General features: G+C 67.7%; 22 protein-coding genes. 12 read left to right on the plus strand and 10 right to left on the minus strand.

What is annotated here, in order from left to right:
- Positions 1-50: 50 nt before the first annotated feature.
- Positions 51-716: a TetR/AcrR family transcriptional regulator gene (locus CLU87_RS22080; RefSeq protein WP_099731824.1), complete on the minus strand. Its 666-nt coding sequence runs from the start codon at positions 714-716 to the stop codon at positions 51-53.
- A gap of 112 nt (positions 717-828) precedes the next feature.
- Between CLU87_RS22080 and CLU87_RS22085 the strand changes: the two genes are divergently transcribed.
- From CLU87_RS22085 to CLU87_RS22110, 6 genes are all read left to right on the plus strand, one after another.
- The gene (locus CLU87_RS22085) at positions 829-1,257 is read left to right on the plus strand and encodes a VOC family protein (protein WP_099731825.1); all 429 of its coding nucleotides are present in this window, start codon (positions 829-831) and stop codon (positions 1,255-1,257) included.
- Positions 1,258-1,301: 44 nt separating this feature from the next.
- Positions 1,302-1,961, plus strand: coding sequence for a glutathione S-transferase family protein (locus CLU87_RS22090; protein ID WP_099731826.1), 660 nt, complete (start codon positions 1,302-1,304; stop codon positions 1,959-1,961).
- A gap of 34 nt (positions 1,962-1,995) precedes the next feature.
- Positions 1,996-2,484: a DUF1579 domain-containing protein gene (locus tag CLU87_RS22095; RefSeq protein ID WP_099731827.1), complete on the plus strand. Its 489-nt coding sequence runs from the start codon at positions 1,996-1,998 to the stop codon at positions 2,482-2,484.
- Between the two features lie 149 nt (positions 2,485-2,633).
- Positions 2,634-4,079, plus strand: a complete 1,446-nt coding sequence (locus CLU87_RS22100) for an MFS transporter (RefSeq protein WP_099731828.1) — start codon at positions 2,634-2,636, stop codon at positions 4,077-4,079.
- Between the two features lie 226 nt (positions 4,080-4,305).
- Positions 4,306-5,385, plus strand: a complete 1,080-nt coding sequence (locus CLU87_RS22105) for a pirin family protein (protein ID WP_099732312.1) — start codon at positions 4,306-4,308, stop codon at positions 5,383-5,385.
- A 161-nt stretch (positions 5,386-5,546) separates the two neighbouring features.
- Positions 5,547-6,023 carry a peptidylprolyl isomerase gene (locus CLU87_RS22110; protein ID WP_099731829.1) on the plus strand — a complete coding sequence of 159 codons (477 nt, stop codon included), beginning with the start codon at positions 5,547-5,549 and terminating at the stop codon, positions 6,021-6,023.
- Positions 6,024-6,071: 48 nt separating this feature from the next.
- Here the strand turns inward: CLU87_RS22110 and CLU87_RS22115 are convergent, their stop codons facing one another.
- Positions 6,072-7,205: a thiolase family protein gene (locus tag CLU87_RS22115; RefSeq protein WP_099731830.1), complete on the minus strand. Its 1,134-nt coding sequence runs from the start codon at positions 7,203-7,205 to the stop codon at positions 6,072-6,074.
- A gap of 30 nt (positions 7,206-7,235) precedes the next feature.
- Positions 7,236-8,063 (minus strand): SDR family oxidoreductase, encoded by an 828-nt coding sequence (locus CLU87_RS22120; RefSeq protein WP_099731831.1) that lies wholly within the window; start codon positions 8,061-8,063, stop codon positions 7,236-7,238.
- Between the two features lie 114 nt (positions 8,064-8,177).
- On the opposite strand from CLU87_RS22120, the gene CLU87_RS22125 reads away from it, so the two are divergent.
- Entirely contained in the window at positions 8,178-8,771 is a 594-nt protein-coding gene (locus CLU87_RS22125) for a TetR/AcrR family transcriptional regulator (protein ID WP_099731832.1), read from the plus strand.
- Positions 8,772-8,924: 153 nt separating this feature from the next.
- Here the strand turns inward: CLU87_RS22125 and CLU87_RS22130 are convergent, their stop codons facing one another.
- On the minus strand, positions 8,925-9,251 hold the full coding sequence (locus CLU87_RS22130) for a hypothetical protein (RefSeq protein WP_099731833.1): 327 nt from the start codon (positions 9,249-9,251) through the stop codon (positions 8,925-8,927).
- A gap of 85 nt (positions 9,252-9,336) precedes the next feature.
- Positions 9,337-10,275, minus strand: a complete 939-nt coding sequence (locus CLU87_RS22135; RefSeq protein ID WP_099732313.1) for a LysR family transcriptional regulator — start codon at positions 10,273-10,275, stop codon at positions 9,337-9,339.
- 117 nt (positions 10,276-10,392) lie between these two features.
- Here CLU87_RS22135 and CLU87_RS22140 point away from each other — a divergent pair, with 117 nt between their 5' ends.
- Together CLU87_RS22140 and CLU87_RS22145 are read left to right on the plus strand one after the other, a co-directional pair.
- On the plus strand, positions 10,393-11,034 hold the full coding sequence (locus tag CLU87_RS22140) for a glutathione S-transferase family protein (protein ID WP_099731834.1): 642 nt from the start codon (positions 10,393-10,395) through the stop codon (positions 11,032-11,034).
- The gene (locus CLU87_RS22145) at positions 11,031-12,032 is read left to right on the plus strand and encodes a pyridoxamine 5'-phosphate oxidase family protein (protein ID WP_099731835.1); all 1,002 of its coding nucleotides are present in this window, start codon (positions 11,031-11,033) and stop codon (positions 12,030-12,032) included. Before CLU87_RS22140 ends, CLU87_RS22145 begins: the two co-directional genes overlap by 4 nt.
- Here the strand turns inward: CLU87_RS22145 and CLU87_RS22150 are convergent.
- From CLU87_RS22150 to CLU87_RS22165, 4 genes are all read right to left on the minus strand, one after another.
- Positions 11,926-12,915 carry a TIGR03915 family putative DNA repair protein gene (locus CLU87_RS22150; protein ID WP_233193839.1) on the minus strand — a complete coding sequence of 330 codons (990 nt, stop codon included), beginning with the start codon at positions 12,913-12,915 and terminating at the stop codon, positions 11,926-11,928. The genes CLU87_RS22145 and CLU87_RS22150 overlap by 107 nt on opposite strands.
- A gap of 15 nt (positions 12,916-12,930) precedes the next feature.
- Positions 12,931-14,205 (minus strand): putative DNA modification/repair radical SAM protein, encoded by a 1,275-nt coding sequence (locus CLU87_RS22155; RefSeq protein ID WP_099731836.1) that lies wholly within the window; start codon positions 14,203-14,205, stop codon positions 12,931-12,933.
- Between the two features lie 136 nt (positions 14,206-14,341).
- A complete protein-coding gene (locus tag CLU87_RS22160; protein WP_099731837.1) occupies positions 14,342-15,187 on the minus strand; it encodes a class III extradiol dioxygenase family protein in 846 nt (281 codons plus the stop codon).
- A gap of 12 nt (positions 15,188-15,199) precedes the next feature.
- A complete protein-coding gene (locus CLU87_RS22165) occupies positions 15,200-15,547 on the minus strand; it encodes a protocatechuate 4,5-dioxygenase subunit alpha (protein ID WP_099731838.1) in 348 nt (115 codons plus the stop codon).
- 76 nt (positions 15,548-15,623) lie between these two features.
- Between CLU87_RS22165 and CLU87_RS22170 the strand changes: the two genes are divergently transcribed.
- Positions 15,624-16,577, plus strand: a complete 954-nt coding sequence (locus CLU87_RS22170; RefSeq protein ID WP_099732314.1) for a LysR family transcriptional regulator — start codon at positions 15,624-15,626, stop codon at positions 16,575-16,577.
- Here the strand turns inward: CLU87_RS22170 and CLU87_RS22175 are convergent.
- The gene (locus CLU87_RS22175; RefSeq protein ID WP_099731839.1) at positions 16,560-17,435 is read right to left on the minus strand and encodes a gamma-glutamyl-gamma-aminobutyrate hydrolase family protein; all 876 of its coding nucleotides are present in this window, start codon (positions 17,433-17,435) and stop codon (positions 16,560-16,562) included. The genes CLU87_RS22170 and CLU87_RS22175 overlap by 18 nt on opposite strands.
- 293 nt (positions 17,436-17,728) lie before the next feature.
- Between CLU87_RS22175 and CLU87_RS22180 the strand changes: the two genes are divergently transcribed.
- Positions 17,729-21,298: a TonB-dependent receptor domain-containing protein gene (locus tag CLU87_RS22180; RefSeq protein ID WP_099731840.1), complete on the plus strand. Its 3,570-nt coding sequence runs from the start codon at positions 17,729-17,731 to the stop codon at positions 21,296-21,298.
- The gene (locus CLU87_RS22185) at positions 21,270-23,291 is read left to right on the plus strand and encodes a CHASE2 domain-containing protein (RefSeq protein WP_099731841.1); all 2,022 of its coding nucleotides are present in this window, start codon (positions 21,270-21,272) and stop codon (positions 23,289-23,291) included. Before CLU87_RS22180 ends, CLU87_RS22185 begins: the two co-directional genes overlap by 29 nt.
- Positions 23,292-23,330: the final 39 nt, after the last annotated feature.

Below are 23,330 nucleotides of genomic sequence, written 5' to 3' on the forward strand. Positions count from 1 at the left end.
GAAGCCCGTTCCAAGGCAGTTCTTGAGTGGACCCGGCGTGCGCGGTGCGCTCACAGCCCCCGTTCCACCATGTCCAGCAACCGCTGGCCCAGCAGGTCCAGCATCTGTTGGGGCGTGCCGCGCAGCGGCCCGTCGATGGCTAGCAGCGCCATGCCATGCACGGTGGACCAGGCCAGGTATTCGGCGCCGGGGCGGCGCGCGGGCGGCAGGGCGCCCGCGGCCACCAGGTCGTCCAGTGCGGCGCTCAGGTGCTGGAAGGGGTTGAGCCCCGTGGCACCGCCCATGGCGGGGTCGGGGGTTTGCTGCACCGTGAACCGGCCTCCGAACGCGGTGCGAAAGAGCCCTGTCTCGGTGTGCGCAAACCGCAGGTAGCCGGCGCCCACGGCGCGCACCTTGGCGTGGGCCTGCTCGGTGGGTGTGCCGGTGGTGGGCACAAGGGCCAGCTCGGCCTCCATGGACCGCGCGGCGGCGGCCACGGCAGCGGCGCGCACGGCGCCCAGCAGGTCGTCGCGGTTGGCGAAATGGCGGTAGGCCGCATTGGGTGCCACACCCGCGCGGCGTGTGGCCTCGCGCAGCACCACCGCATCCGGCCCGCCCTGGCGCGCCAGTTCGATGCCCGCGTCCAGCAGCGCACGGTGCAGATCCCCGTGGCGGTAGGTGGCGCGTGCGGCGGGTGCGCTGGAGGGGGCAGCTTTGTTGCGGGTGCTTACGGTCATGGATCGTTGGGATGTGGACACTGTCCATTATCTTTGTTATTGTTTGTGGACGGTGTTCACAATTGCGCGCCGAAACCCTTCCTGCCCCGTCCATGTTCCCCAGGAGACCCCCATGAAAGTCGAGCCCTACCTGATGTTCGAAGGCCGCTGCGATGAAGCGCTGGAGTTTTACCGCCACGCTTTGGGCGCCCAAGTCACCATGCTCATGCGCTACAAGGACAACCCCGAGCCCGCCGCCGGCGAGGGCTGCGCCGATGGCAGCGGCCCGGGCCCCACGCCCGAGATGGTCATGCACGCCTCGTTCACCGTGGGCGACACGCAGATCATGGCGTCGGACGGCATGGGCTCGGGCCACGCCAGCTTCCAGGGCATCTCGCTGGCGCTGAGCCCCGCCAATGCGGCCGATGCCAAGCGCTATTTCGATGCGCTGGCCGATGGCGGCAAGGTGCAGATGCCGCTCACCAAGACCTTTTTCTCGCAGGCGTTTGGCATGGTGGCCGACCGCTTTGGCGTGCCCTGGATGGTGGTGGCCCCCGAATGAGTGCAACCGCCATCACTACCACCGACTCCCCCACAGGAACCCGCATGCTCGCTCTCTATGGCCACCCTTTTTCGTCCTACACCCAGAAGGTGCTGATCGCACTGTACGAGAACGGGACACCGTTCGAACTGCTCAATCTTGACCCCGCAGAGCCCGTCAGCCATTCCGCCGACTGGTTGCGCCACTGGCCGCTGGCGAAGTTTCCGGTGCTGGTGGACGGTGACCACACGGTGGTGGAAAGCAGCATCGTGATCGAGCACCTGCAGCTCGCGCACCCGGGGCCTGTGCCGCTGATTCCCGCCGACCCCCGGGCGGCACTGGACGTGCGGTTCATGGACCGCTTCTTTGACCTGCACGTGATGGCCCCGGTGCAGCACGCGGTGAATGCCGCGCTGACCGGCAACGCCGAGCGCAAGGCAGAAGGCGTGGCCTGGGCTGCGGAGAAGCTGGAGAAAGCCTACGCCTGGCTGGAGGGCATGTGGGCAGGGCGCACCTGGGCGGCGGGCGAGTCGTTCTCGCTGGCCGACTGCGCTGCGGCGCCGTCGCTGTTCTATGCCGACTGGACGCACCCCATCGCAGCCACCTACCCGCAGCTGCGCGCCTACCGTGCCCGGCTGCTGGCACGCCCCTCGTTTGCACGCGCGGTGGAGGGCGGGCGCCCCTACCGCCACTACTTTCCGCTCGGAGCGCCCGACCGCGACTGAGCAGCGCCCGCAACACGGCACCAGGAGACCCCCCATGATGAACCCCGAACCCCACGCCATGCACCGCTGGCTGCAGCAGCTGCTGGGCGACTGGACCTGCGAGTCCCTGGCCGACATGGGCCCGGGCGAACCCCCCGCGCAAAGCCGGGGCACCGAGCAAGTGCGCGCGCTGGGCAGCCTGTGGGTGCTCTGCGAAGGGGCGGGCTCCATGCCCGGCGGGGGCGGCGAGGCCCGCATGCTGATGACGCTGGGCTACGACCCGGATCAGCAGGCGTTTGTCGGCACCTGGGTGGGCTCGATGATGACGCATATGTGGGTGTACCGCGGCACGCTGGATGCCGACCAGAAGTTGCTGACGCTGGAGACCGAAGGCCCCAGCTTCAAGGCCGACGGCGCCACCATGCGCTACCGGGACGTGATCACCGTCATCAGCGCCAACGAGCGCACGCTCACCTCATTCGGCCAGCAGCCGGACGGCGGCTGGAAGCAGTTCATGCAAGCCAAGTACACGAGAACCTCCTGAGCCGCTGCGCGGCTTCCCCCTGGAGGGGAACGCACCCGGTGGACTGGCCAAGCCAGCTCCACGGGCGCACTGGCCTGGCCCTCCGCCAGTCGCAAGTGCAACGCGCGTGACACACTGCGCTGCCAATCTCTTTTGATTTCCACCGTCCCATGACCCTCCGCATCGAAGGCCGCGCACGCTGGCCCGCACTCATCCTGCTGTGCCTGGGCGAGCTGATGATCGTGCTCGACACCACCATCGTGAATGTCGCGCTGCCCAGCATCAAGGCCGACCTGGGCTTTACCGAAACCTCGCTGGTGTGGGTGGTCAACGCCTACATGCTTACCTTTGGCGGCTGCCTGCTGCTGGGTGGGCGGCTGGGCGATCTGTACGGCCACCGGCGGCTGTTCCTGGCGGGCATCACGCTGTTCACCATCGCATCGCTGGCCTGCGGGCTGGCCAATACGCAGGGGCTGCTGGTGGCGGCGCGCGCGGTGCAGGGCGTGGGCGGCGCGGTGGTGTCGGCCGTGGCGTTGTCGCTCATCATGAATCTGTTCACCGAGCCCGGCGAGCGTGCGCGCGCCATGGGTGTCTACGGCTTTGTATGTGCCGGGGGCGGCAGCATTGGGGTGCTGTTGGGCGGGGTGCTCACCAGCGCATTGAGCTGGCACTGGATCTTTCTGGTCAACATTCCCGTGGGCGTGGCCATCTACCTGGCCTGTCTGGCGCTGCTGCCGGGCGGCAAGGGCCAGGCCCACGGGCAGCGGCTGGACGTGGCGGGCGCCCTCACCATCACCGCGTCGCTGATGCTCGCGGTGTACGCCATCGTCAACGGCAACGCGGCCGGGTGGACCTCGCTGCAGTCGCTGGGGCTGCTGGGGGCTGCGGCGGCACTGCTGGCGGCGTTTTTGTTCATCGAGTCGCATGTGGCTGCGCCGCTGGTGCCCCTGCCGCTGTTGCGGCTGCGCAATTTGGCCATCTCCAACGTGGTGGGCGTGCTGTGGGCGGCGTCGATGTTTGCGTGGTTCTTTCTGTCGGCGCTGTACATGCAGCTGGTGCTGGGCTACGACGCCATGCAGGTGGGCCTGGCGTTCCTGCCGTCCAACCTCATCATGGCGGGCTGCTCGCTGGGGCTGTCGGCCTGGGTGGTGATGCGTTTTGGCATCCGCCGCACGCTGGGCTGGGGGCTGCTGCTGGCGGCGGTGGGTCTGGCCCTGTTTGCGCTGGCGCCCACCGAGGGGCGCTTTGTGATCCACGTGCTGCCCGGCATGCTGCTGCTGGGCGTGGGCGCCGGCATTGCGCTCAACCCGCTGCTGCTGGCCGCCATGGGCGATGTGAAGCCCGAAGACTCGGGGCTGGCCTCGGGGGTGGTGAACACGGCCTTCATGATGGGCGGCGCCCTGGGCCTCGCCATCCTGGCCAGCCTGGCCGATGCGCGCACCGACCACCTGCGCCAGGCCGGGGCCAGCGTGCAGCAGGCGCTCAATGCGGGCTACCAGCTAGCGTTCTGGGTGTCGGCCTTGTGCTCGCTGGTGGCCGCAGTGCTGGGTGGTTTCGTGTTGCGCCCGGCACCGCCTCCGTCCGCCGCCGCGCCTTCCCACGCGGGTGCCGTGTGAGGAGATGGGGTGCTATTCAATTGATAGCTGTTCAGGCATATTCCACTAGCGCATGCAGTCATTTTGGCTTGAAATGGTGGCGAAGCTGTGTGCGCACGCTGTGCGGCACTGTCCTGTATGCCGCACCGCACTGTTCCACCCAGCGCACTTCTGAAAGCGGCCGCTGGCCTTATCTTTGGCAGGCGTGCTGCCCGATAGCCGGTGGCGCAAACCCAAGGAGTCCTTGATGTCGTCCTCCCCCACCGTGTCTTCGTCTGCCGCCAGCCTGCCCGTCGTGCAGGCCCAGGCGCTGGGTCCGCTGTGGCCCACGATGGACCCGTTCCTGTTCTGTGCCCACCATGACGACGCCTACCCCGCAGGCAATGGCGCGTTTGCGCCCGCCGTGTCGCTGGAGGGCCGCCAGATCGGCAGCGACTTCAGCCGCAAGGACGGCTGGAGCATGTACCACGGCGACACGGTGCCCGGCTTTCCGGGCCACCCGCACCGGGGCTTTGAAACCGTGACCCTCGTGCGCAAGGGCCTCATCGACCATTCCGACTCGCTGGGCGCCGCCGCGCGTTTTGGCGGGGGTGATGTGCAGTGGGTCACGGCGGGCAAGGGCATCGTGCATTCGGAGATGTTCCCGCTGCTCAACGCCACCGAGCCGAACCCGCTGGAGCTGTTCCAGATCTGGCTGAACCTGCCCGCGAAGAACAAGATGGTGGAGCCGCACTTCACCATGCTGTGGAACGAGCGCATTCCGCGCCTGGTCCACCACGACGACGCAGGCCGTGCCACCACGGTGACGGTGGTGGCGGGCGCCCTGCCCGGCGCGCCCGCGCCGCTGGCGCCGCCACCCGAGTCCTGGGCTTCGCAGCCCGAGGGCGATGTGGCGATCTGGACGCTGCGCATGGACCCCGGCGCGCAGTGGACGCTGCCTGCCGCGCGCGGCCAGGGCACGCGCCGCATGCTGTACTTCTTTGTGGGCGACAGCCTGCGCGTGGGCCCGCAGGACGTGGGCCAGCACGCTGCGCTGGAGCTGGTGGCCGGCCAGGACTGGCTGCTGACCAACACCGGCGCCACGCCGCTGGAATGCCTGCTGCTGCAAGGCCAGCCCATCGCCGAGCCCGTGGCGCAGTACGGCCCGTTTGTGATGAACACACAGGCCGAGATCATGCAGGCCATGAACGACTACCGCCGTACCCAGTTCGGCGGCTGGCCCTGGCCCGACCAGGACCCGGTGCACGGCACCGAAGCGCGGCGTTTTGCGCGCTACCCCGGCCAGACGAAGGAAGAGCGCCCGGCTGAGGCCCCGGCGGGCGCATAGGGTTGTTCAACAGGCCCTGCCAAGCTTCCACGAGGCCCTGCGGCAGCCGTCCGGCGCCTCGTGGACAATCCGGGGTTTCGTTCTGACCCGCGCGGCGGCTGGTGGCATACCCCTGCCAGCCCCGCGCCGATTCTTCACCGCCTGAAAGCGCAAGCACCACCATGGCCACCACTATCACCAAAGACTCCGCCGTCACCATCACCTACAAGGTCACCACCCCCCAGGGCAAGCCGCTGGATGCGGGGCACCTGTCGTACCTGCACGGTGGCTACGAAAACATCTTCCCCAAGGTCGAGGCCGCACTCGATGGCAAGGCCGTGGGCTTCAGCACCACACTGCAGCTGGCGGTGGAAGACGCCTTCGGCGCGCGCGATGAAAGCCTGGTGCGCACCATTCCCAAAAGCGAGTTCCCGCCCGGCGTGAAGGTCGGCGGCCAGCTGCAAGGCGTGGGCAACGACGGTCAGCCCGCCGTGTTCAACGTGGTCAAGATCAAGGGCCCTGAAGTGCATCTGGACGGCAACCACCCGCTGGCAGGCCAGGCGTTGACCTTCAGTTGCAAGGTCACTGAAGTGCGCGCTGCCAGCCCCGAAGAAGTTGCGCACCGCCATGTGCATGGTGCGCATGGCCACCACCACTGATAGTCATTCCAGAGGCCGCTGCGCGGGCCTCTGATTTGCCTCTGCTGGTTATAGGGCCTCCAGCACCGTCGCAATGCCCTGGCCGCCACCAATGCACTGTGTGGCCAGCGCATAGCGGCCCTTCTCGCGCTGCAGCAGCGCAGCGGCCTTGCCCGTGATGCGCGCACCGGTGGCGCCCAGCGGGTGGCCGATGGACAACCCACCCCCATCCAGATTGACGGTGTCTTCGCGCAGGCCCAGTTCGCGGATGCACGCCAGGGCTTGCGATCCAAACGCTTCATTGATCTCCACGACATCCAGATCACTGACCGACAGCTTCGCGCGGGCCAGTGCCTTGCGTGTGGCGGGTACGGGGCCCATGCCCATGTACGCGGGATCTACGCCCGCAGTGGCCATTGCGCGGATGCGGGCTAGCGGGGCCAGGCCGTGCCGCGCTGCATATGCGTGGGTGGTCACCAAGACAGCCACTGCACCATCGGTCAGCGGCGACGAGGTGCCTGCGGTCACCACACCATCTGCGCGGAATGCGGGCCGCAGCGCCGCCAGTGCTTCCAGTGTGGTGCCGGGGCGGATGCAGCCGTCCTGAGTGACCCAGTCGCCCGACGCCAGGGTAATGGGCACGATTTCGTCTTTCAGCAGCCCCGCCTCACGCGCCGCCGCAGCCTTGTGGTGCGACGAGACGGCCAGTGCTTCCTGATCAGCGCGGCTCACCCCGTATCGGTGGGCAACATTCTCGGCCGTCTCTCCCATGCCGATGTACGCATCGCTGTGCTCGTACAACGTGGGGTGGGCCGAGAAGTTGAAGCCCCCCTGCGGAACCATGGTCATGGACTCGACGCCAATGCACAGAAAGGCCTCGCCCAGGCCTGCCTCAATCTGTGCGGCGGCGATATGGATGGCGGACATGGACGATCCGCAAAAGCGGTTCACCGTCATGCCACCCACTTCGTGTGGCAGGCCCGCCAGCAGCGACACGATACGCGCGATGTTGTTGCCCTGTGCCGCCTCCGGGTAGGCGCAGCCGGCAATCACGTCTTCAAGGGTTGCAGGGTCGATGCCGGTACGCTGTAGCAGGCCCGTGACCACCTGCGCGGCCAGAGTGTCGGGCCGCACATCGGCCAACGCTCCCTTGCGGGCGAAGTGGAACGGGGAGCGGGCATAGGCAGAAATCAGTGCTTGCATGGTCAGACCTCGGTTGTGGTGCAGGAAGGCTCAGGCGCTGGTGGTGACCGCGTAGCGTTGGGCAGGCTGACGCAGCGACAGGAAAGGCCCGAGCGCCCGGCGCGCGTCTTCCAGCGCGTTCCACTCGTGCACCGCTTCCAGCGAGGGGATGGTCACCGCTTCGCCCTGATCCAGACCGGCCAGCGCGGCATCCACCATGGCGTCCACGTCCATCAGCATGTCTTGCGGCAGGTGGCTGATGGGTGTACCCGCGCGGTCCCAGATCTCGGTGCGTGTTGCACCCGGCATCACAGCCTGCACGCGGACGCCTATCGGCCCCAGCTCCTGCTGCAGGGACCGGGTGAGGTTCAGCAGGTAAGCCTTGGTACCGCTGTACGTGCCGCTGAACATCTCCGGCAGCAGTGCCAGAACGGAGGCAATGTTGATCAGCGTGCCTGCCCTCCGCGTCGCAAAGCCCTTGGCTGCGGCCGCAGCGAGCCGGGTGGGTGCCAGCACGTTCAGCGCCACCATGCGTTCCACGGCATCGATATCGGCGTCCAGCAATGTCCCTGTCACCGCAATTCCCGCGTTGTTGAGCAGCAGCGTGATGCTGGCGTCGCTGTGCAGACGCTGCTCCACACGGATCAGGTCGCTGCGGTCCATCAGGTCCGCCTGCAGCACCTCAGTCTTCACCCCGGTCTCCTGCGCCAGACGGTGGGCGAGTGCAGCCAGGCGTGCGGCGTCACGCGCTACCAGGATCAAATCGTAACCACGGCGCGCCAGCCGGTCTGCGTACACGGCACCAATGCCGGACGAAGCGCCTGTGATGAGGGCTGTGCCCAGAGATGGGCGCGAAGAATGGTTTGCTGTGGTGGTCATGGCAGTTTCCTGAAAGCTTTTTTAGATGATGATCGTCACGTTTAAATTATATGATGATCATCATATAAAATGTCAAGACCAAGTTTCAGTGCATGTTGCCCAGGGAGATACACAATGAAAGTCAGCAAGGAACAGATGGCGGAGAACCGTGAGCGCATCCTTGATGCGGCCGCGCAGTTGTTTCGCGAAAAGGGTTTCGACGGCATTGGTGTGGCCGACCTCATGAAGAGCGCGGGGCTCACGCATGGCGGGTTCTATGGGCACTTTGCGTCCAAGGACGAGCTGATGGCGCAGGCCAGCGCAAGGGCCTTGCACCGGCTGCAGACTGCCTGGGCAGCCATTGCGCGTGACGCTGTGGATAAGGGGCAGGACCCTTTGGCAGCTATCGAGGCGGCTTATCTTTCGCCCCGCCACCGAGATGCACCCGGTCAGGGTTGTCTGCTGGCCGCACTGGGCGGTGATGCAGCCCGGCAGGGGCCGGCCGTGCGTCATGCCGTGACCGAGGGCGTGCGCGCCCAACTGGAAGGACTGGCCACCTTGGTGCCTGGCCGTACCAAGGCTGCGAAGCGCCAGCGTGCGCTGGCCGACTATGCGAATCTGGTAGGCGCCATGGTGTTGGCGCGCGCGGTGGACGATGAAGAGCTGTCGAACGAAATCCTGAATGCAGCCGCAGCCTCACTGCGCTTGCCGGAGCCTGTCCCGCGGTGAGTGCCCACGGTGCATGAAATGAAGCGCGCTGGATCTTGCGATCGCATTTCTTGTCCTCGCATTTCTGCGGGTGCTACAGCGACAGCATGGAACCCTGAGATAGAAAAACTCAAAGCCCGCAGAGCGGGCTTTGTGTAGTGGTCGACTGGGAACTTACTTGGCTGCTTCAGGCTTGGCAGCGTCGGCCTTTTTCTCTGCTGCTGCCTTGGTCTTCTTGGCCTTCGCCTTCTTCTCTGCCTTCTTTTCTGCAGGGGCAGACGCTGTGGCGGTTGGCGTTACTGCGGGCTTGGCTTCGGCTTTGGCCGCTGGTGTGGCGGGCGTGGCCGGAGTCGCTGGGGTGGCAGGCATGGCCGATGTGGCAGGGGTCGCAGGCGCCGCGGCCTTCGCGGGGGTTGCTGGCGTTGCGGGGGCCGCAGGGGCTTGGGCAAACGATGCGGTCACAAAGAAACCGGCGAGCAGGGCAGCGAGGAGCTTGTTCATGAGAAATCCTTTCAGATCGGATGACCGCCCGACACAGCGTCGGACTTAGCTATGCAACGGCGCTCGGAGGCGTTGCGATGACAGGTTACGAAGTCATTGGCAACAAGGCGTTACCGCGGCCCAGACCGCGCCCGTTCAGCACCGGCTCCTTGGTCAAGCGCTCGCGTGCCCATTCGACAAAGGCGCGCACTTTCGCCGGGGCCCGCCGGCCTGCGGGGTACACGATGTGCACGGGCACGGGGGGCAGTTCGTGGTCGGCCAGCACGATGCGCAAGCGCCCTGCGCGCAGGCCGGCTGCGGCCTGGTAGGCAAGGCAGCGGGTCAGGCCGATGCCTGCCTCTGCGGCGGCAATGTCCACCTCGTTGCTGTTGCTGATCCAGGTGAATTGCGGCTGGCCGGTGGCGCCATCGCGAAACTTCCAGGGCGCTGGCGTGCGTGCATCAAAGGCGAAGCCGATGGCCCGGTGGCTGCTCAGGTCGGCCGGGTGGCGTGGCTTGCCGTGTTGCGCCAGGTAGGCGGGAGACGCCACCACCAGGCGGCGCAGCGCACCCACTTGCACGGCAGTGAGGCCGGAGTCAGGCAGGTGCGCGATGCGGATGGCCACGTCCATGCCTTCTTCGAGCAAATGCACCAGGCGGTTGACGAACAGAGTGCGCACCTGCACGCGCGGCTGGGCCTGCAAAAAGCCCTGCACGATGGGGGCCACATGCTGGATGCCGAACATCTGCGGTGCCGTGATGGACAGCAGCCCCTGGGCCTCGGCCTGTGCACCGCTGGCGGCCTGCTCGGCCTCGTGCAGGTCGTTCAGGATGGGGCGGCAGTCTTGCAAAAAGCGCTCGCCCGCCTCGGTCAGCCGCACCAAACGTGTACTGCGCTGGAACAGCAGCACACCCAGCCGCGCCTCCAGCGCCGCAATGGCGCGCGTGACAGCCGTGGCCGAGCAGCCCAGCCGCCGGCCTGCCACGGCAAAGCCGCCCGCATCGGCCACGGTCACAAAACAGCGCAAGGTGTCGAGGTAGTCCATGTGACCCATTATTGCGGATGCCGCAATTATGAAAAGCGGTGATTGGCTATTCACATCGCCGCTTGCAATAGATATCGTCGAGCCATCTTTTCACTCACCCACCGACGAGGCTTCACCATGTTCCCCTCCACCCCGCTCCAGCTGTACCGCATGCCCATCTCGGGCCATTGCCATCGCGTGGAGCTGATGCTGTCCCTGCTCGGCTTGCCCTATGAACTGATTGATGTGAATCTGCTGCGCGGCGAACACCAGCGCGCGGAGTTTCTGGCGCTCAACCCGCTGGGCCAGGTGCCCGTGCTGGTGGACGCGGGCCAGGTGCTGAGTGACAGCAATGGCATCCTGGTTTATCTGGTGCAGCGCTACGCCCCCGGCAGTGCCTGGCTGCCACAAGACGCCGTGGGGCAGGCTCAGTTGCAGCGCTGGTTCAGCCTGGCGGCGGGCTTTCTGGCGCCGGGCATCGGAGGGCCGCGCTTTGCGGCGTTGACGGGCCGTGCCGTGAACGAGGTGGCGCAGGCCACCGGCAAGCGCCTGCTCGCCTTCATGGAGGACGAACTGCAGGGGCGGGCCTGGTTGCTCGGGGGTTCAGCGCCCAGCCTGGCCGATGTGGCCATGGTCAGCTACACCTCGCAGGCCCACCTGGCGGGGCTGCCGCTGGATGCCTACCCGCGCATTGCGGCCTGGGTGGCGCGCATGCAGGCCTTGCCGGGCTACCCGGTGCTGGCCGACCAGCTGCCCACTGCCGAGCAGGTGGCGGCATGACAGCCACCGTGGCCGCTGCATCGGTTGCGGCGCCGGTGCCGCCCGAGGCTTTCCACCGCGGTGAGCAGGCCCTGCAGGCGCGCGTGGGTGTGCGCGAGCGCATGGCGGCCGTGGGTGCGATGGTGCTGCGTGATCACATGCCCGACCAGCACCGTGAGCTGTTTGAAAAGCTGCCCACCTTGCTGCTGGGGACGCTGGATGAACAGGGCCAGCCGTGGGCCACGATGCTTGCCGGACCTCCCGGGTTTGTGCACACCCCCGATGCGCAGCACATGCAGATCGCGACTGCGCCGGATTCCAAGGACCCGGTGCTCACACACCTGGCGCCAGGCGCGGCCGTGGGCGTGCTGGGGCTGGAGCCGCACACGCGGCGGCGCAACCGCATGAACGGGCGGGTGGCAGCGTTTGGCGATAACGGCCTGGACGTGCAGGTGGTGCAGAGCTTTGGCAACTGCCCCAAATACATCCAGGCGCGGCAGCCAGGCCTGCGCGCTGCGCTGGCCGCTCCGGGCCCGGTGCAGTGGCTGGGCGCCGGACTGGACGCCGCCGCCATCGAGCGCGTGCAGCGTGCCGACACCCTGTTCATCGCCAGTGCCTCGGCGCCACGCCCTGGTGCCGAGCACAGCGAAGGCGTGGATGTATCGCACCGGGGCGGCGAGGCAGGCTTTGTGCAGGTGGCGAACACGGAGGCCGGCGTGGTGCTGAGCCTGCCGGACTACCCTGGCAACCAGTTCTTCAACACCCTGGGCAACCTCGCTCTGCACCCGCTGGCAGGCTTGCTGGTGGTGGACTATGAAGAGGGCGGCTTGCTGCACATTGCCGCGCAGGCCGAGGTGCTGTGGGACCGCGCAGCGCGTGCGCCCTGGCCCGGTGCACAGCGTGTGCTGCGGCTCACGGTGCTGCGCGCCCTGTGGCGGCCGCAGGTGCTGCCGTGGCGCTGGACACCGCCGGTGTCGGCCCCTCAGTTCCGGGTGATGCGCGAGGCAGCGCTGGACTGAGTGGGGCACCACCAGCGGGCCGCGCACGGGGTGCCGTTGTCCCCGCGATGCGCCTGCGCGGCACGGTGGCCTCGGCCTCCACCATCTTGGCGCTGCGCTCGTGTGCTGTCTGCGCCAGCTCAGTGATGAGCGCGGCCTCGGGCAGGTTGTGCCAGTAGTGCGTGGGCATCTCCTTCTTCATCATGGCCAGCTTGAGCCGCGCGGGGTTGAAGATGTGGCGGTAGTAGGTGAGCCACAGCGCCTCGCCCGCATCGGGCGGCGGCGCGTCGCTGCGCTGCGCGCCGGGGCCGGTGTGCAGCTGCTGGCCGTCCCAGCGCACGCTGGCGTCGGGCGTGAGGATGGCCCAGCGCATCTGCGTGAAGCGGCGGATGAAGAAGCCCGCGTTGGCCACGGTGATGTAGTGGTCGGGCTCGAACCAGGCCATGTGCAGGGTCTGGCCGTCGGGTTCCACCACGGGCCGGAAGCGCACAAAGGCGTGCATCTTGTGGATGTCCCGCCGCACGCTGCGTACCATGTGGTGGGCCAACATGCGGTCGGCGTCCAGCGGGTCGTGCCGCGCGGCGTCGGCTTCATGGCCGCCCTGCGCCATGCGCCACAGCAGGCGGTACATCAGCGCAAAGCGGCCCGGGTCGCGGTGCAGGATGAGCTGCTCGCACAGGTGCACAAAGTCGGGCGGTACGCGCAGCGGCGGCGCATCGGGGGCTGCGCTGGGCCAGGTGTCGCTGGCAGCAGGCTCGGGCGCGAACAGGTCTTCAGCGGCATCCGCCAGGCAGCGCCAGTCCACAGCCTGCGGAGGCACGTTGGCTTGCACCAGGGCGCGTGCCGCTTGGCGAAAACCGGGCCAGTCGGTGGCGTGGTCCAGCGTGATGGTGTGGCGCTGCATCCGTGCCGCTCCAGCTCAGAACAGGCTGCGCTGCACCGGCGGCGGCGTCAACTGCGCGGCGAGGTCGGCAGCGTCCAGCGCACGGCCGGGGCAGTAGTCGGCCGCCTCTACAAACGGTAGCACTTTCTTGAGCGGCACATGCAGCCGCGCCAGGTCCGCATGCCGCAGGCGGCGCACGCGGCGCGCGGCCAGCAGGCGGTCCACCGTCTGCACACCAAACCCGGGCACGCGCAGCAGCAGTTCGCGCGGGGCAGTGTTGAGGTTGACCGGAAAGCGCTCGCGGTGCGCCAGCGCCCAGGCCAGCTTGGGGTCCATGTCCAGCGCCAGCATGCCCTGCTGAGATGTCGGCACGATCTCGTCGTGGGTGAAGCCATAAAAGCGCATCAGCCAGTCGGCCTGGTACAGCCGGTGCTCGCGCACTGTGGGCGGCGCTGCCAGCGGCAGGGCGTGGGCGGCGTCGGGGACGGGGCTGAAGGCTGAGTAGTACACGCGCCGGAGCTGGTGCGCGCCATACAGCCGCGCGCTGGTGGCGAGGATGATGCGGTCGCTGGTGGCATCGGCCCCCACGATCATCTGCGTGCTCTGCCCGCCGGGCGCGAAGTGCGGCACGCCGGCACGGCGTGTGGTGCGCGACTGCGGCATGGACACGATGGGCTGTGCAGCCTGCTCCTTGCGCGCGGCGCGGGATTCGCCAATGTGCACCGCCATGCGGGCCATGGACCGGTCGATGGCGGCGCTGTTTTTCTCAGGGGCCAGCGCCTTCAGGCCCTCGGCTGTGGGCAGCTCGATGTTGATGGACAGGCGGTCGGCATAGCGGCCAGCGCGCTGCATCAGCTCGGGCGATGCGTCGGGAATGGTCTTGAGGTGGATGTAGCCGCGAAAGTCGTGCTCCTCGCGCAGCACGCGGGCCACCTCCACCACCTGCTCCATGGTGTAGTCGGGGCTCTGGATGATGCCGCTGGACAGGAACAGCCCCTCGATGCAATTGCGGCGGTAGAAGTCCAGCGTGAGCCGCACCACCTCATCGACCGTGAAGCGCGCGCGGGACACGTTGCTGGTGACACGGTTCACGCAGTACAGGCAGTCGTACTGGCAGAAGTTGGTGAGCAGAATCTTGAGCAGCGAGATGCAGCGCCCGTCCGGCGCATAGCTGTGGCAGATGCCCATGCCCTCGGTGGACCCCATGCCGCGCCCGCCCACCGAGTCGCGCGGCGCAGCACCGCTCGATGCACACGAGGCGTCGTACTTGGCGGCGTCGGCCAGGATGGCGAGTTTGGACTGTAAATTCACTGGATGAATTTACAGTATTTTGATTGTCTGACGCCAGCCTGGGGTCAAGCGATAGCGGCAATGTGCTCCTGATTTGATAGCTGCAAACGCATGAAAATCATGCGCTTGCAGCCAAAATCATCTAAAAATTGCTGGACTACACCGTTTCGAGGGCCATCACCGCCGTGGCCGTGTTCGAAATGGGGATGTGATAGTTGCTGTGCACCCGCCGCACCCCCGCGCTGGCGGTGGACAGCGCCCCGCGCATGGCCAGCCACATCAGCAGTTCCACGCCCTGGGTGCCGGTCTTTTCCACCAGCTCGTGCACGCTGAACTGCGTGGCCCACTCGGGGTTGGTGGTCAGGCTTTCGATGAACTGCAGGTCAAACGCCTTGTTGATGAAGCCCGCGCGCTCGCCGTCGAGCTGGTGGCTGAGGCCGCCCGAGGCGATCACCGCCACCTTCTTGTTGCTGTCCCAGCTCTGGATGGCCTGGCCCACGGCCTTGCCCAGGGCGTAGCAGCGCTTGGCCGAGGGCAGCGGGAACTGCACGGTGTTGATACACACTGGCACCACCGTCACGGGGCAATCGCCCTCGGGCCAGAAGAGTTTGAGCGGCAGCGTGCAGGCGTGGTCCACCAGCATCTCCTGGCAGGTGGTCACGTCAAACTCTTGCTCGATGAGTGTGTTGATGAGGTGCCACGACAGGTCCACCTCGCCCGGGAACGGCGGCAACGTGGGGATGCCCCAGCCTTCGTCGGCATTGTTGTATTGCGCCGCTGCGCCCACAGCGAAGGTGGGCATCTTGTCGAGAAAAAAGTTCAGGCCGTGGTCGTTGTAGAACATCACCACCACGTCGGGCTTCTTCTCGCCCAGCCATTGGCGGATGGGAGGAAAACCGTCGAAGAACGGCTTCCAGTAAGGCTCGTTCTGCAGGCCCTTGTGGATGGCGTTGCCAATGGCCGGGATGTGCGAGGTGCCGAGGCCGCCGATGAGTTGTGCCATGGGTTTGTCTCCTTATTTGCCTGCGGCCACGAGCATGGCCTTGAATTCGTCTTTGGTCATGCCCGTCTGCTGCGCGCCGATGTCCTGCATGTCCAGCTTGAAGATGCCCGCAAACTTGGCCAGGTAGTAGGCGTTGCCGCCTGCGGCGATGAGCTGCAGCACGTTCTTGGCGCGGATGGCGGCGGCCTGCTGTTCGTTCAGGCCGTACGTGCGCATGTACGCCTCTTCGTCGGCCACAAAGGCCTTGCGGTTGGCCTCGTTGTTGAACGAGAAGCACATCTTGTTCAGCGCATAGCCCTTGCGGGCCTGGTCGCCATCGAACGGCGTGGTGCCGGGGATCGGGGGGTTGAGGGAAGGCATGGAAGTCTCCGGGGCTTGATGTAAGTCAGCCCGCAGTGTCGCGACGGCATTGCCAAAGATGAAGGGGGCCAAGATCATCGAATGCATGAGCAAATTCGATGGATCACAGCTGGACGGGCACCTGCTGAAGCTGCTGCTGGCGGTGCTGGAGACGGGCAGCATCACGGCGGCGGCCGATCGCCTGGGCGTCACCCAGTCGGCGGTGAGCCATTTGCTCGACAAGCTGCGCGCCATCACCGGCGACCCGTTGTTTGTGAAGCGCGGGCGCGGCATCGTGCCCACCGCACGCGCCGAGGCCCTGGCCCAGCCCGCGCGCGACATGCTGCACCAGATGCAGCGGTTTGCCCAAGGGGCCGACTTTGACCCGCGCGCTTGGCAGACCGAGCTGACCATCGCCGCCAACGACTTCCAGCGCGATTTGCTGCTGCCCGCGCTGGCTGCCCGCCTGCGCAGCGCCGCACCGGGCGTCACGCTGCGCATCGTGCCCAGCGGCGCACCCAGTGCGGAGCTGTTGCGCTCGGACGCCTGCCAGCTTGTCATCAGCCCCCGCCCGCCGGAGGGCACCGACATCGTGCAAAAGCGCTTGTTGGAGGATCAATACCGCGTGTTCTACGACCCCGCCGTGCGCAGTGCTCCGCTGTCAGAGACCGAGTACCTGGCCGCGGACCACGCCACCGTGGCCTACGAGGCGCGCCGGGGGCTGGAGCTGGACCAGCTGCTAGAGGCGCGCGGCGTGCGCCGTCGCATGGTGGTGCGTGTGCCGGGCTTTGCGGCCCTGCCCGCGTTCGTGCGGGGGACTGCGCTGCTCACCACCGCGCCATCGCTGATGGCGCGCACCGCCTTGGCAGCGCTGGCGCATGTGCCGGTGCCAGTGGCTTGCCCCAGCCTGCCCATGTACCTGATCTGGCATGTGCGCTACCAGCAGGACGCGGCGCACCGCTGGTTGCGGGCACAGCTGCAGGAAGTGCTGTTTGCGGTGTTGCCGCCGGGCAGGGGTGCACCGGCGTCTGCGTCAGTTGCGCTGCCGTGACAGTGCTTGACGCAGCCGCCGCGCGGCCCGCTCCCGCAGCGAGGGCGCGGGGCGCGCCGCAGGTCGCGGGTGGGCCTTGGCTTGTTCACAAGCCGCCAGAAAGTCATTCAGGATGGCCGTGTCGTCCAGCGTGTCCGAGCCCTGCTTGTGGAACTCGGGGTGCCATTGCGTGGCGGCGATGTAGCCGCGCCCTGGCGCGGGCTTGAGGCGAATCGCCTCGGGCACGCCATCGGGTTCGCTCAGTGCCTCGACCACAAATTCCGGCGCCACCCGCTTGATGCCCTGGTGGTGGATGCTGTTGACCCGGGCGCGTGGCATGTTGGGGTACAGCGTGGCCAGGTGCGAGTCCGGCAGGATCTGGATGTCGTGGAAGTGCTGGTCGTAGGTGGTGGCGTTGCGGTGCTGCTGCGCGCCGGGGTGCTGGGTCTCGATGTCTTGGTACAGCGCGCCGCCAAAGGCCACGTTGATGAGCTGCAGGCCCCGGCACACGCCAAAGATGGGCTTGCCCACCTGGGCAAAGGCTTTGACCACGGCCAGGTCGTACAGGTCGCGCACACGGTCGCCCACCCACTCCTCGCGCAAGGGCTCCTCGCCATAGTTGCCCGGCCACACGTCGGCGCCGCCGTGCATCACGATGCCGTCGAGCCATTCGGCGTAGTGGTCTAGCGTCACGTCACCACGCGCGGTCTCGCCTGTGGGGCAGGGCACCATCACCACCATGGCACCGGCCGACATCAGCCAGTGGGCGATGGACTGCTCGACGTATTGCAGCGTCTTGCCCGTGAACAGCGGGCGTGCAGGGTCGGCGTGTTGAAAGCAGGCGGACAGTCCAATCTTGAGGCGGGGGGCAGCAGGCATGGGGGAAAGCTCCGGGCAGCGCTTGTGCGCGTGATTCCTGCAGTTGTAGCACCGCACCCCCTGTGGCGTCTGTAGGAAAGGGCCGTGCGGAGCGGCGCGTCGCCTCCATGGGCTGGTGGGGCACGCAAAGCGCCACAACCTGCAACGAAATGTGGCTTTCTTCATGAAATGTGTCCGCATGTCGACGGGGGGCGGGCGAAATCTGGGGGGCTGATCGCCATAATTTCGGCTCACCCGGTGCCAGGGAGGGGCGCCCGGTGGCGCGATGCACGCCTTCCCCGAAAGCAGAAAAAATGTCCCATCCAAAATTCCGTTTGTCCGCCCTGGCTGCGCTGGTGGCCGCGACAGCTGCCGCCTGTCCGCTGGTGGCACAGGCCACCGTGCCCGCCGGTGCGGCGGCAGAGATCATCAGCCTGCAAGGCGCAGGTGACCAGCGTGCCGCCTCCGCAGCCGACTGGGGCCCTGCCCGACTGGCCCAGGCCCTGGCCCAGGGCGACTTTGTGCGCACGCGCCAGGCCGCCAAGATGGCGCTGCTGTTCGCGGACGACACCCAGCTGCGACTGCACCAGAACACGGTGCTGCAGGTCAAGGGCGTGGCCACCCCGGCACAGCCCGTGACCACCTTGCTGCTCAACGCTGGCCGTGCGTGGACGCAGACCAAACGTGCCGACGGCAGCCGCCTGAACCTGGAGACACCGGCCGCGACGGCTGCGATCCGTGGCACCGATTGGGACATCAGTGTGGAGGACGATGGCCGCACGCTGATCACCGTGCTGTCGGGCACGGTGGAGTTTTCCAACGCGCAGGGCTCGGTGTCGGTGGGCGCCAACGAAGCGGCGCTGGCCGAAGTGGGCAAGGCCCCGGTCAAGCTGGTGCTGAGCCAGCCGCGAGACCGCATCCAGTGGGTCAACGCGCTGCGTGCCGACCCGGTGCCCCACCTGTCGGCCGAGCCCGTGCCTGCAGCGCTGGCGCCCGTGCGGGATGCCCTGGCGGCACGCGACCTCGGGGCGGCCCGTGCCGCGCTGGCGCAGGCGCGCACTACCGCAGCGCCTGTATGGGTGGATGTGTTTGATGCGGCTGTGGCCCTGCAGGCGGGCGACCTGCTGGCCGCACGCGGGTCGCTGACGCGGCAGGTGGCTGCGGTGGACGCCGCGCCGCTGCCCGCGTGGCTCATGCAGTCCGACGTGCAGCTGATGGAGGGGGAAGGGGCTGCAGCGGCCGGGACGCTGCGCACGGCGCTCCAGCGCTGGCCCGCCCACCCGGCGCTGGTGGCGCAACTGGCGCGCGTGCAGATCCTGAGCGACCGGGTGGACGAAGCGGCTGCCACCCTGGCCCCCGCGCAAGGCACGGCCCACGCCGACCTGGCGCTGGTGCGCGCCGAGCTGGCCCGGCGCCGGGGCGATGCGCCTGGCACGCTGGCCGCCTATGCCGAGGCCCAGACTTTGGCGCCAGGCGATGCACGCGCCTGGCAAGGCCTGGGCAGTGCGCATGCCGAGCGCGAAGACCCGCGCCCCGCCCGCGAGAACCTGCGTCGCGCGTTGCAGCTGTCGCCGCAATCGCCCGGTGCCTGGGGCGAGCTGGGCACGCTGGAAACCTTTGTGAACCAGTTCACCGAAGCGGGTCAGGCGTTTGCCACCGCGCTGGGTGACAACCCGGCAGACTACGTCGCGCTCACCGGCCAGGGGCTGCTGCACCTCAAGCAAGGGCAGCCGGATGCCGCGCTGGATGCGTTCTTGCGGGCGGGCGTGATGGAGCCGCGCTATGCCCGCGCCAAGACCTGGACTGCCGTGGCCTACTACCAGCTGGGCCGCCATCAGGATGCGCTGACCACCTTGCAGCAGGCGACCGTACTGGACGACAAGGACCCTGTGCCCTACATGCTGCTGGCGCAGATCCACACCGATCTGTTCCAGCCCGGCGAAGCGGTGGAGGCTGCGCGCGCCGCCGTGGGGCGCATGCCATATCTCAAGTCGCTCAACCAGGTGGCCAACGACCAGAAGGGCAGTGCGAACCTGGGGTCATCGCTGGCGTTCTTTGGCATGGAAGACTGGGCGCTGGAGATGGCGCAGCAGAGCTTCTACCCCTACTGGGGCGGCAGCCACCTGTTCATGGCAGACCGCTATGCGGGCGAATTCAACAAGAACTCGGCGCTGTTCCAGGGCTTTCTGACCGACCCCATGGCGTTTGGGGGCAGCCAGCGTTATTCGCCGCTGCTGCAGCAGCCCGGCAGCCACGGATCGGTAGGCGTGACGCTGGACCGCGAGTTCTACCGGATGCGTGCGCCAGCGGTCACGCTCAATGGCCTGGACAACAGCCATGTGCCGGTGTCGTGGTTCTTCAAGGCGCAGACGGCGGATGTGAGTGCCTATCCGTTCGACCTGCAGGTCAACCGCCTTCCTGCCATGCGTGCGGGCGAGGGAGACCTGCGTGCCCATGCCATCACCGCTGGGGTGGGCATGCAGCCCACCGAGCGCATCAACCTGTTTGCCTACGCCAATCAGTTCAGCATGCGCCTGCGCGGCCAGAACGCGCAGGAGACTTCGCTGGACGACACCGTCACCCAGGGCGCTCTGGGCATGGCCTACCGGTGGGGGCCGACGGAGCAAACCTGGATCAAGCTGGGCCGCAGCGTGGACAACCTGCAATTGCTGCGCTACCCCACGGCCTACATCGAGCCACCGTTCCTGACCGTCATGGGCGTGAGCAGTGCCCCGCGCAAGGACTTCAGCGACATTCAGCTGCGCCACACCGTGGACACCACCCCCGGCAGCCGCTGGAGCGTGACGCTGGAGCATGTGCGCGAGCGCCAGAACAACCTGCTGGCGGGCGAGGCCGCCGTGGTGGCTGACATTCCAAACGTGGGCCTGTACCGCGACTACCTCGTCCTGGCAGGCTACAACCGCATTGACCGTCGTTACACCGGCCTCACCCTGGCCACCACGCAACGCCTGGACCCGGCGCTGAGCCTGGACGCAGCCCTGGGGCTGCAGCAAATCCGCCACCGCGTGGACGGCCTCACGCAGAGCTATCTGGTGGGGCTGGATGCCCTGAGCGAAGACCAGGCCCGCCGCGCGGACACCGAGCGCGTGGTCACGCCGCGCCTGGGCGCGGTGTGGCAGCCTGCTGCGGGCACCACGCTGCGCGTGGCCTATCAGGACTGGCTGCGGCCTCTCAGCGTCTCCACCCTCGCCAGCGTGGAGACCGCAGGCATCCCTGTCGAGGACCGCCTGGTGGAGGCTGGAGGGCGCCACAAACGCACAGTGGCACAGCTGGGCATGGAGGTGGGTGCCAACACCTTTGTGGGCCTGCGGGCCGACCACCTGCGGGTGAACAACCCCGGCACGATTGGTGTGGACCTGCGCACGCCCAGCCTGCCGTTCCTCGAAGAGATGCGCAACGCGCAGCTGGTCAACCTGTCCACCAGTGATCTGTTGGAGGACACGCCGAGTTTTGAGCGCGGCACGCTGCAGACCTTGGGTGGCACGGTCAACCACATGTTCAGCCGCCGCTGGTCGGGCTACGCCAAGTACCTGTACCAGCACAGCGAAAGCCGCATGCTCGATGGTGGTGCCGAGGTGGTGGGGCGCATTCCCTACATTCCGCGCCATACCGTGGCGCTGGGTGCCACCTGGGCCAGCGCGCAGCGCCTGTACCTGAGCGCGCGCGCGGTGTACCGCTCGGAGCGGTTTGAGGACAAGGAGAACCTCACGCGCCGTGCGCCGGGCTGGGGCGTGGACCTGATGGGCTTCTGGGAAACGCAGGACAAACGCTGGGTGGTGGGCGTTGCGGCCATGAACCTGTGGGCGCCCAAGTCCGACCGGCAAAAGACCCGCTATGTCCTGGATGCGCGCTATCGCTTCTGATGGGGCGGCGATGCCGCACGCCCGACAGCGCCAGCGGTGGCTCTCGCTCGCGGCGGGGGTGCTGGCGCTGCTGCTGGTGGGGGCGGCCACGCTCAGTCGCACCTGGCATGCGCTGGAGTTCAAGACCTTTGACGTGCTGACGGCGCTGGCGGCCCCCCACCGCACGACGGTGCCGGTGGTGATTCTTGCGATCGACGAGCCGACGTTTCAGGAGCTGCAACAGACCTGGCCATTTCCGCGCAGCGTGCATGCGGCACTGCTGGAGCGGCTGCGCGCAGACGGTGCCCTGGCCGTGGGGCTGGACATTGTTTTTGCCGACCCCACCACCGAGGCTGAAGACGCCGCTCTGGACCGCACGATGGCCCAGGTGGGGCAGGGCTTGCCCGTGGTGCTGGCCTCCACCCGCGAGAAGATCGACAGCGCCAATGCCGCGCTGTGGATGGACATCCAGCCGCTGCAGCGGTTTCTGGACGCTGGCGCCGATGCGGGCGATGCCGGGGTCGAGCCGGACGACGACTTCGTGGTGCGCCGCGCCCCCGTCGCGCGCGAAGGCTTTGCGCTGCGGCTGGCCCAGCGCGTGACAGAGGCGCGCGGCCAGACCCCGGCGCTGCACCATTTCGACTGGATCGGCTACCGGGGCCCGCGCGGCACGTTTGACACGCGCTCGTACTACCAGGCGCTGGAGCCGGGGCTGCTGCCTGCAGGTTTCTTCAAGGGCAAGATCGTGCTGGTGGGGCGCTCGGCGCGCACCGCCACCGAGCTGGCGCACTCGCAGGCCGACCTGTTCAACTCGCCGTTTGGCACGGCGGGCGGTGAGCGGCTTTTTCCGGGGGTGGAGCTGCAGGCCACGCTGCTGGACAACTACCTCACCGGCGGTGGGCTGCGCAGCGTGTCGGACGCATGGACCCTGGTGATCACCGTGCTGCTGCTGCCGGTGCTGTTGGGGGCGAGCCGGCGGCTGCACCCGGCGGGCGCGGCGGCGCTGACGGCGACGCTGGTGGTGGCCGTGGGAGCCGTGTCGTGGGGGCTGTTTGCCGGCCCGCGCCTGTGGTGGCCGCCGCTGTTGCCTGCGGCGGCGGCAGTCGCCATTTATGGGGCGGCTGCGCTGGTGGGCTATGCCGTGGTGCGCCAGCGCGCGCGCCAGACGCGGGCGATGTTTGCGCAGTACGTGCCGCCCGCCGTGGTCTCGCGCCTCATTGCGCAGCCCGAGCTGATGCGCCTGGGTGGCGAGGCACGCGAGGTCACGCTCATGTTCACCGACCTGGCCAACTTCACCACGCTGTCCGAGCAGCTCAGTGCCGAGCAGACGGTGGAGGTGCTCACCGGCTACTTCAACGCCATGACGCCGATCGTGCACGCCACGGGCGGCACCGTGGACAAGTTCATTGGCGACGCGGTGATGGCCTTCTGGGGTGCGCCGCTGGACGACCCGCGGCATGCCGAACACGCCGTGGCCGCCGCCATCGCCATGCAGCAGGCCATGCGGGCGCTGGTGGCCGACCTGCGCGCGCGCGGCCTGCCGCCCATCCACATGCGGATCGGGCTGCACACGGGGCGTGTGGTGGTGGGCAATGTGGGCTCGGACCAGCGCTTTTCATACACGGCCATTGGCGACGCGGTGAACCTGGCCGCGCGGCTGGAGGGCGCCAACAAGGCGTTTGGCACCGGCATCCTGCTGTCGGCCGCCACCGCAGCGCAGCTGCCGCCGACAGCGGCGTTGCGCGCGCTGGACGATGTGATCGTCAAGGGCAAGACCGAGCCCGTGCGCGTATTCACGCCGTGCGAGGATGCGGCGGTGCGTGATGCCAGCCTGGCCGCGTTGAACGCCTTCCATGCGCGTGACTGGGCCGGCGCCGAGGTGCAGCTGGAAATGGTGCTGGAACGGCTGCCCGGAGACCCGGCCGCTACCCGCCTGCTGGCGCGTGTGAATGAAGCGCGGGGGTTGCCTGCCGATGCGCCCTGGCAGGCCGCCGTGGCGCTCGACAAACTGTAAGAGCCTGTGGACCATCCCCCGCGACATCGTCACCAGGCT

Source organism: Acidovorax sp. 59 (genome assembly GCF_002754175.1).
GTDB lineage: Bacteria > Pseudomonadota > Gammaproteobacteria > Burkholderiales > Burkholderiaceae_C > Acidovorax > Acidovorax delafieldii.

What these genes read in the sequence shown, in the direction of transcription:
- CLU87_RS22180 (WP_099731840.1), top strand. Translation starts at nt 17,729, where the DNA reads ATGTCCCATCCAAAATTCCGTTTGTCCGCCCTGGCTGCGCTGGTGGCC.
- CLU87_RS22080 (WP_099731824.1), bottom strand. Translation starts at nt 716, where the DNA reads ATGACCGTAAGCACCCGCAACAAAGCTGCCCCCTCCAGCGCACCCGCC.
- CLU87_RS22165 (WP_099731838.1), bottom strand. Translation starts at nt 15,547, where the DNA reads ATGCCTTCCCTCAACCCCCCGATCCCCGGCACCACGCCGTTCGATGGC.
- CLU87_RS22140 (WP_099731834.1), top strand. Translation starts at nt 10,393, where the DNA reads ATGTTCCCCTCCACCCCGCTCCAGCTGTACCGCATGCCCATCTCGGGC.
- CLU87_RS22135 (WP_099732313.1), bottom strand. Translation starts at nt 10,275, where the DNA reads ATGGACTACCTCGACACCTTGCGCTGTTTTGTGACCGTGGCCGATGCG.
- CLU87_RS22105 (WP_099732312.1), top strand. Translation starts at nt 4,306, where the DNA reads ATGTCGTCCTCCCCCACCGTGTCTTCGTCTGCCGCCAGCCTGCCCGTC.
- CLU87_RS22095 (WP_099731827.1), top strand. Translation starts at nt 1,996, where the DNA reads ATGATGAACCCCGAACCCCACGCCATGCACCGCTGGCTGCAGCAGCTG.
- CLU87_RS22130 (WP_099731833.1), bottom strand. Translation starts at nt 9,251, where the DNA reads ATGAACAAGCTCCTCGCTGCCCTGCTCGCCGGTTTCTTTGTGACCGCA.
- CLU87_RS22115 (WP_099731830.1), bottom strand. Translation starts at nt 7,205, where the DNA reads ATGCAAGCACTGATTTCTGCCTATGCCCGCTCCCCGTTCCACTTCGCC.
- CLU87_RS22185 (WP_099731841.1), top strand. Translation starts at nt 21,270, where the DNA reads ATGTCCTGGATGCGCGCTATCGCTTCTGATGGGGCGGCGATGCCGCAC.
- CLU87_RS22110 (WP_099731829.1), top strand. Translation starts at nt 5,547, where the DNA reads ATGGCCACCACTATCACCAAAGACTCCGCCGTCACCATCACCTACAAG.
- CLU87_RS22085 (WP_099731825.1), top strand. Translation starts at nt 829, where the DNA reads ATGAAAGTCGAGCCCTACCTGATGTTCGAAGGCCGCTGCGATGAAGCG.
- CLU87_RS22100 (WP_099731828.1), top strand. Translation starts at nt 2,634, where the DNA reads ATGACCCTCCGCATCGAAGGCCGCGCACGCTGGCCCGCACTCATCCTG.
- CLU87_RS22150 (WP_233193839.1), bottom strand. Translation starts at nt 12,915, where the DNA reads ATGCAGCGCCACACCATCACGCTGGACCACGCCACCGACTGGCCCGGT.
- CLU87_RS22120 (WP_099731831.1), bottom strand. Translation starts at nt 8,063, where the DNA reads ATGACCACCACAGCAAACCATTCTTCGCGCCCATCTCTGGGCACAGCC.
- CLU87_RS22125 (WP_099731832.1), top strand. Translation starts at nt 8,178, where the DNA reads ATGAAAGTCAGCAAGGAACAGATGGCGGAGAACCGTGAGCGCATCCTT.
- CLU87_RS22145 (WP_099731835.1), top strand. Translation starts at nt 11,031, where the DNA reads ATGACAGCCACCGTGGCCGCTGCATCGGTTGCGGCGCCGGTGCCGCCC.
- CLU87_RS22090 (WP_099731826.1), top strand. Translation starts at nt 1,302, where the DNA reads ATGCTCGCTCTCTATGGCCACCCTTTTTCGTCCTACACCCAGAAGGTG.
- CLU87_RS22175 (WP_099731839.1), bottom strand. Translation starts at nt 17,435, where the DNA reads ATGCCTGCTGCCCCCCGCCTCAAGATTGGACTGTCCGCCTGCTTTCAA.
- CLU87_RS22160 (WP_099731837.1), bottom strand. Translation starts at nt 15,187, where the DNA reads ATGGCACAACTCATCGGCGGCCTCGGCACCTCGCACATCCCGGCCATT.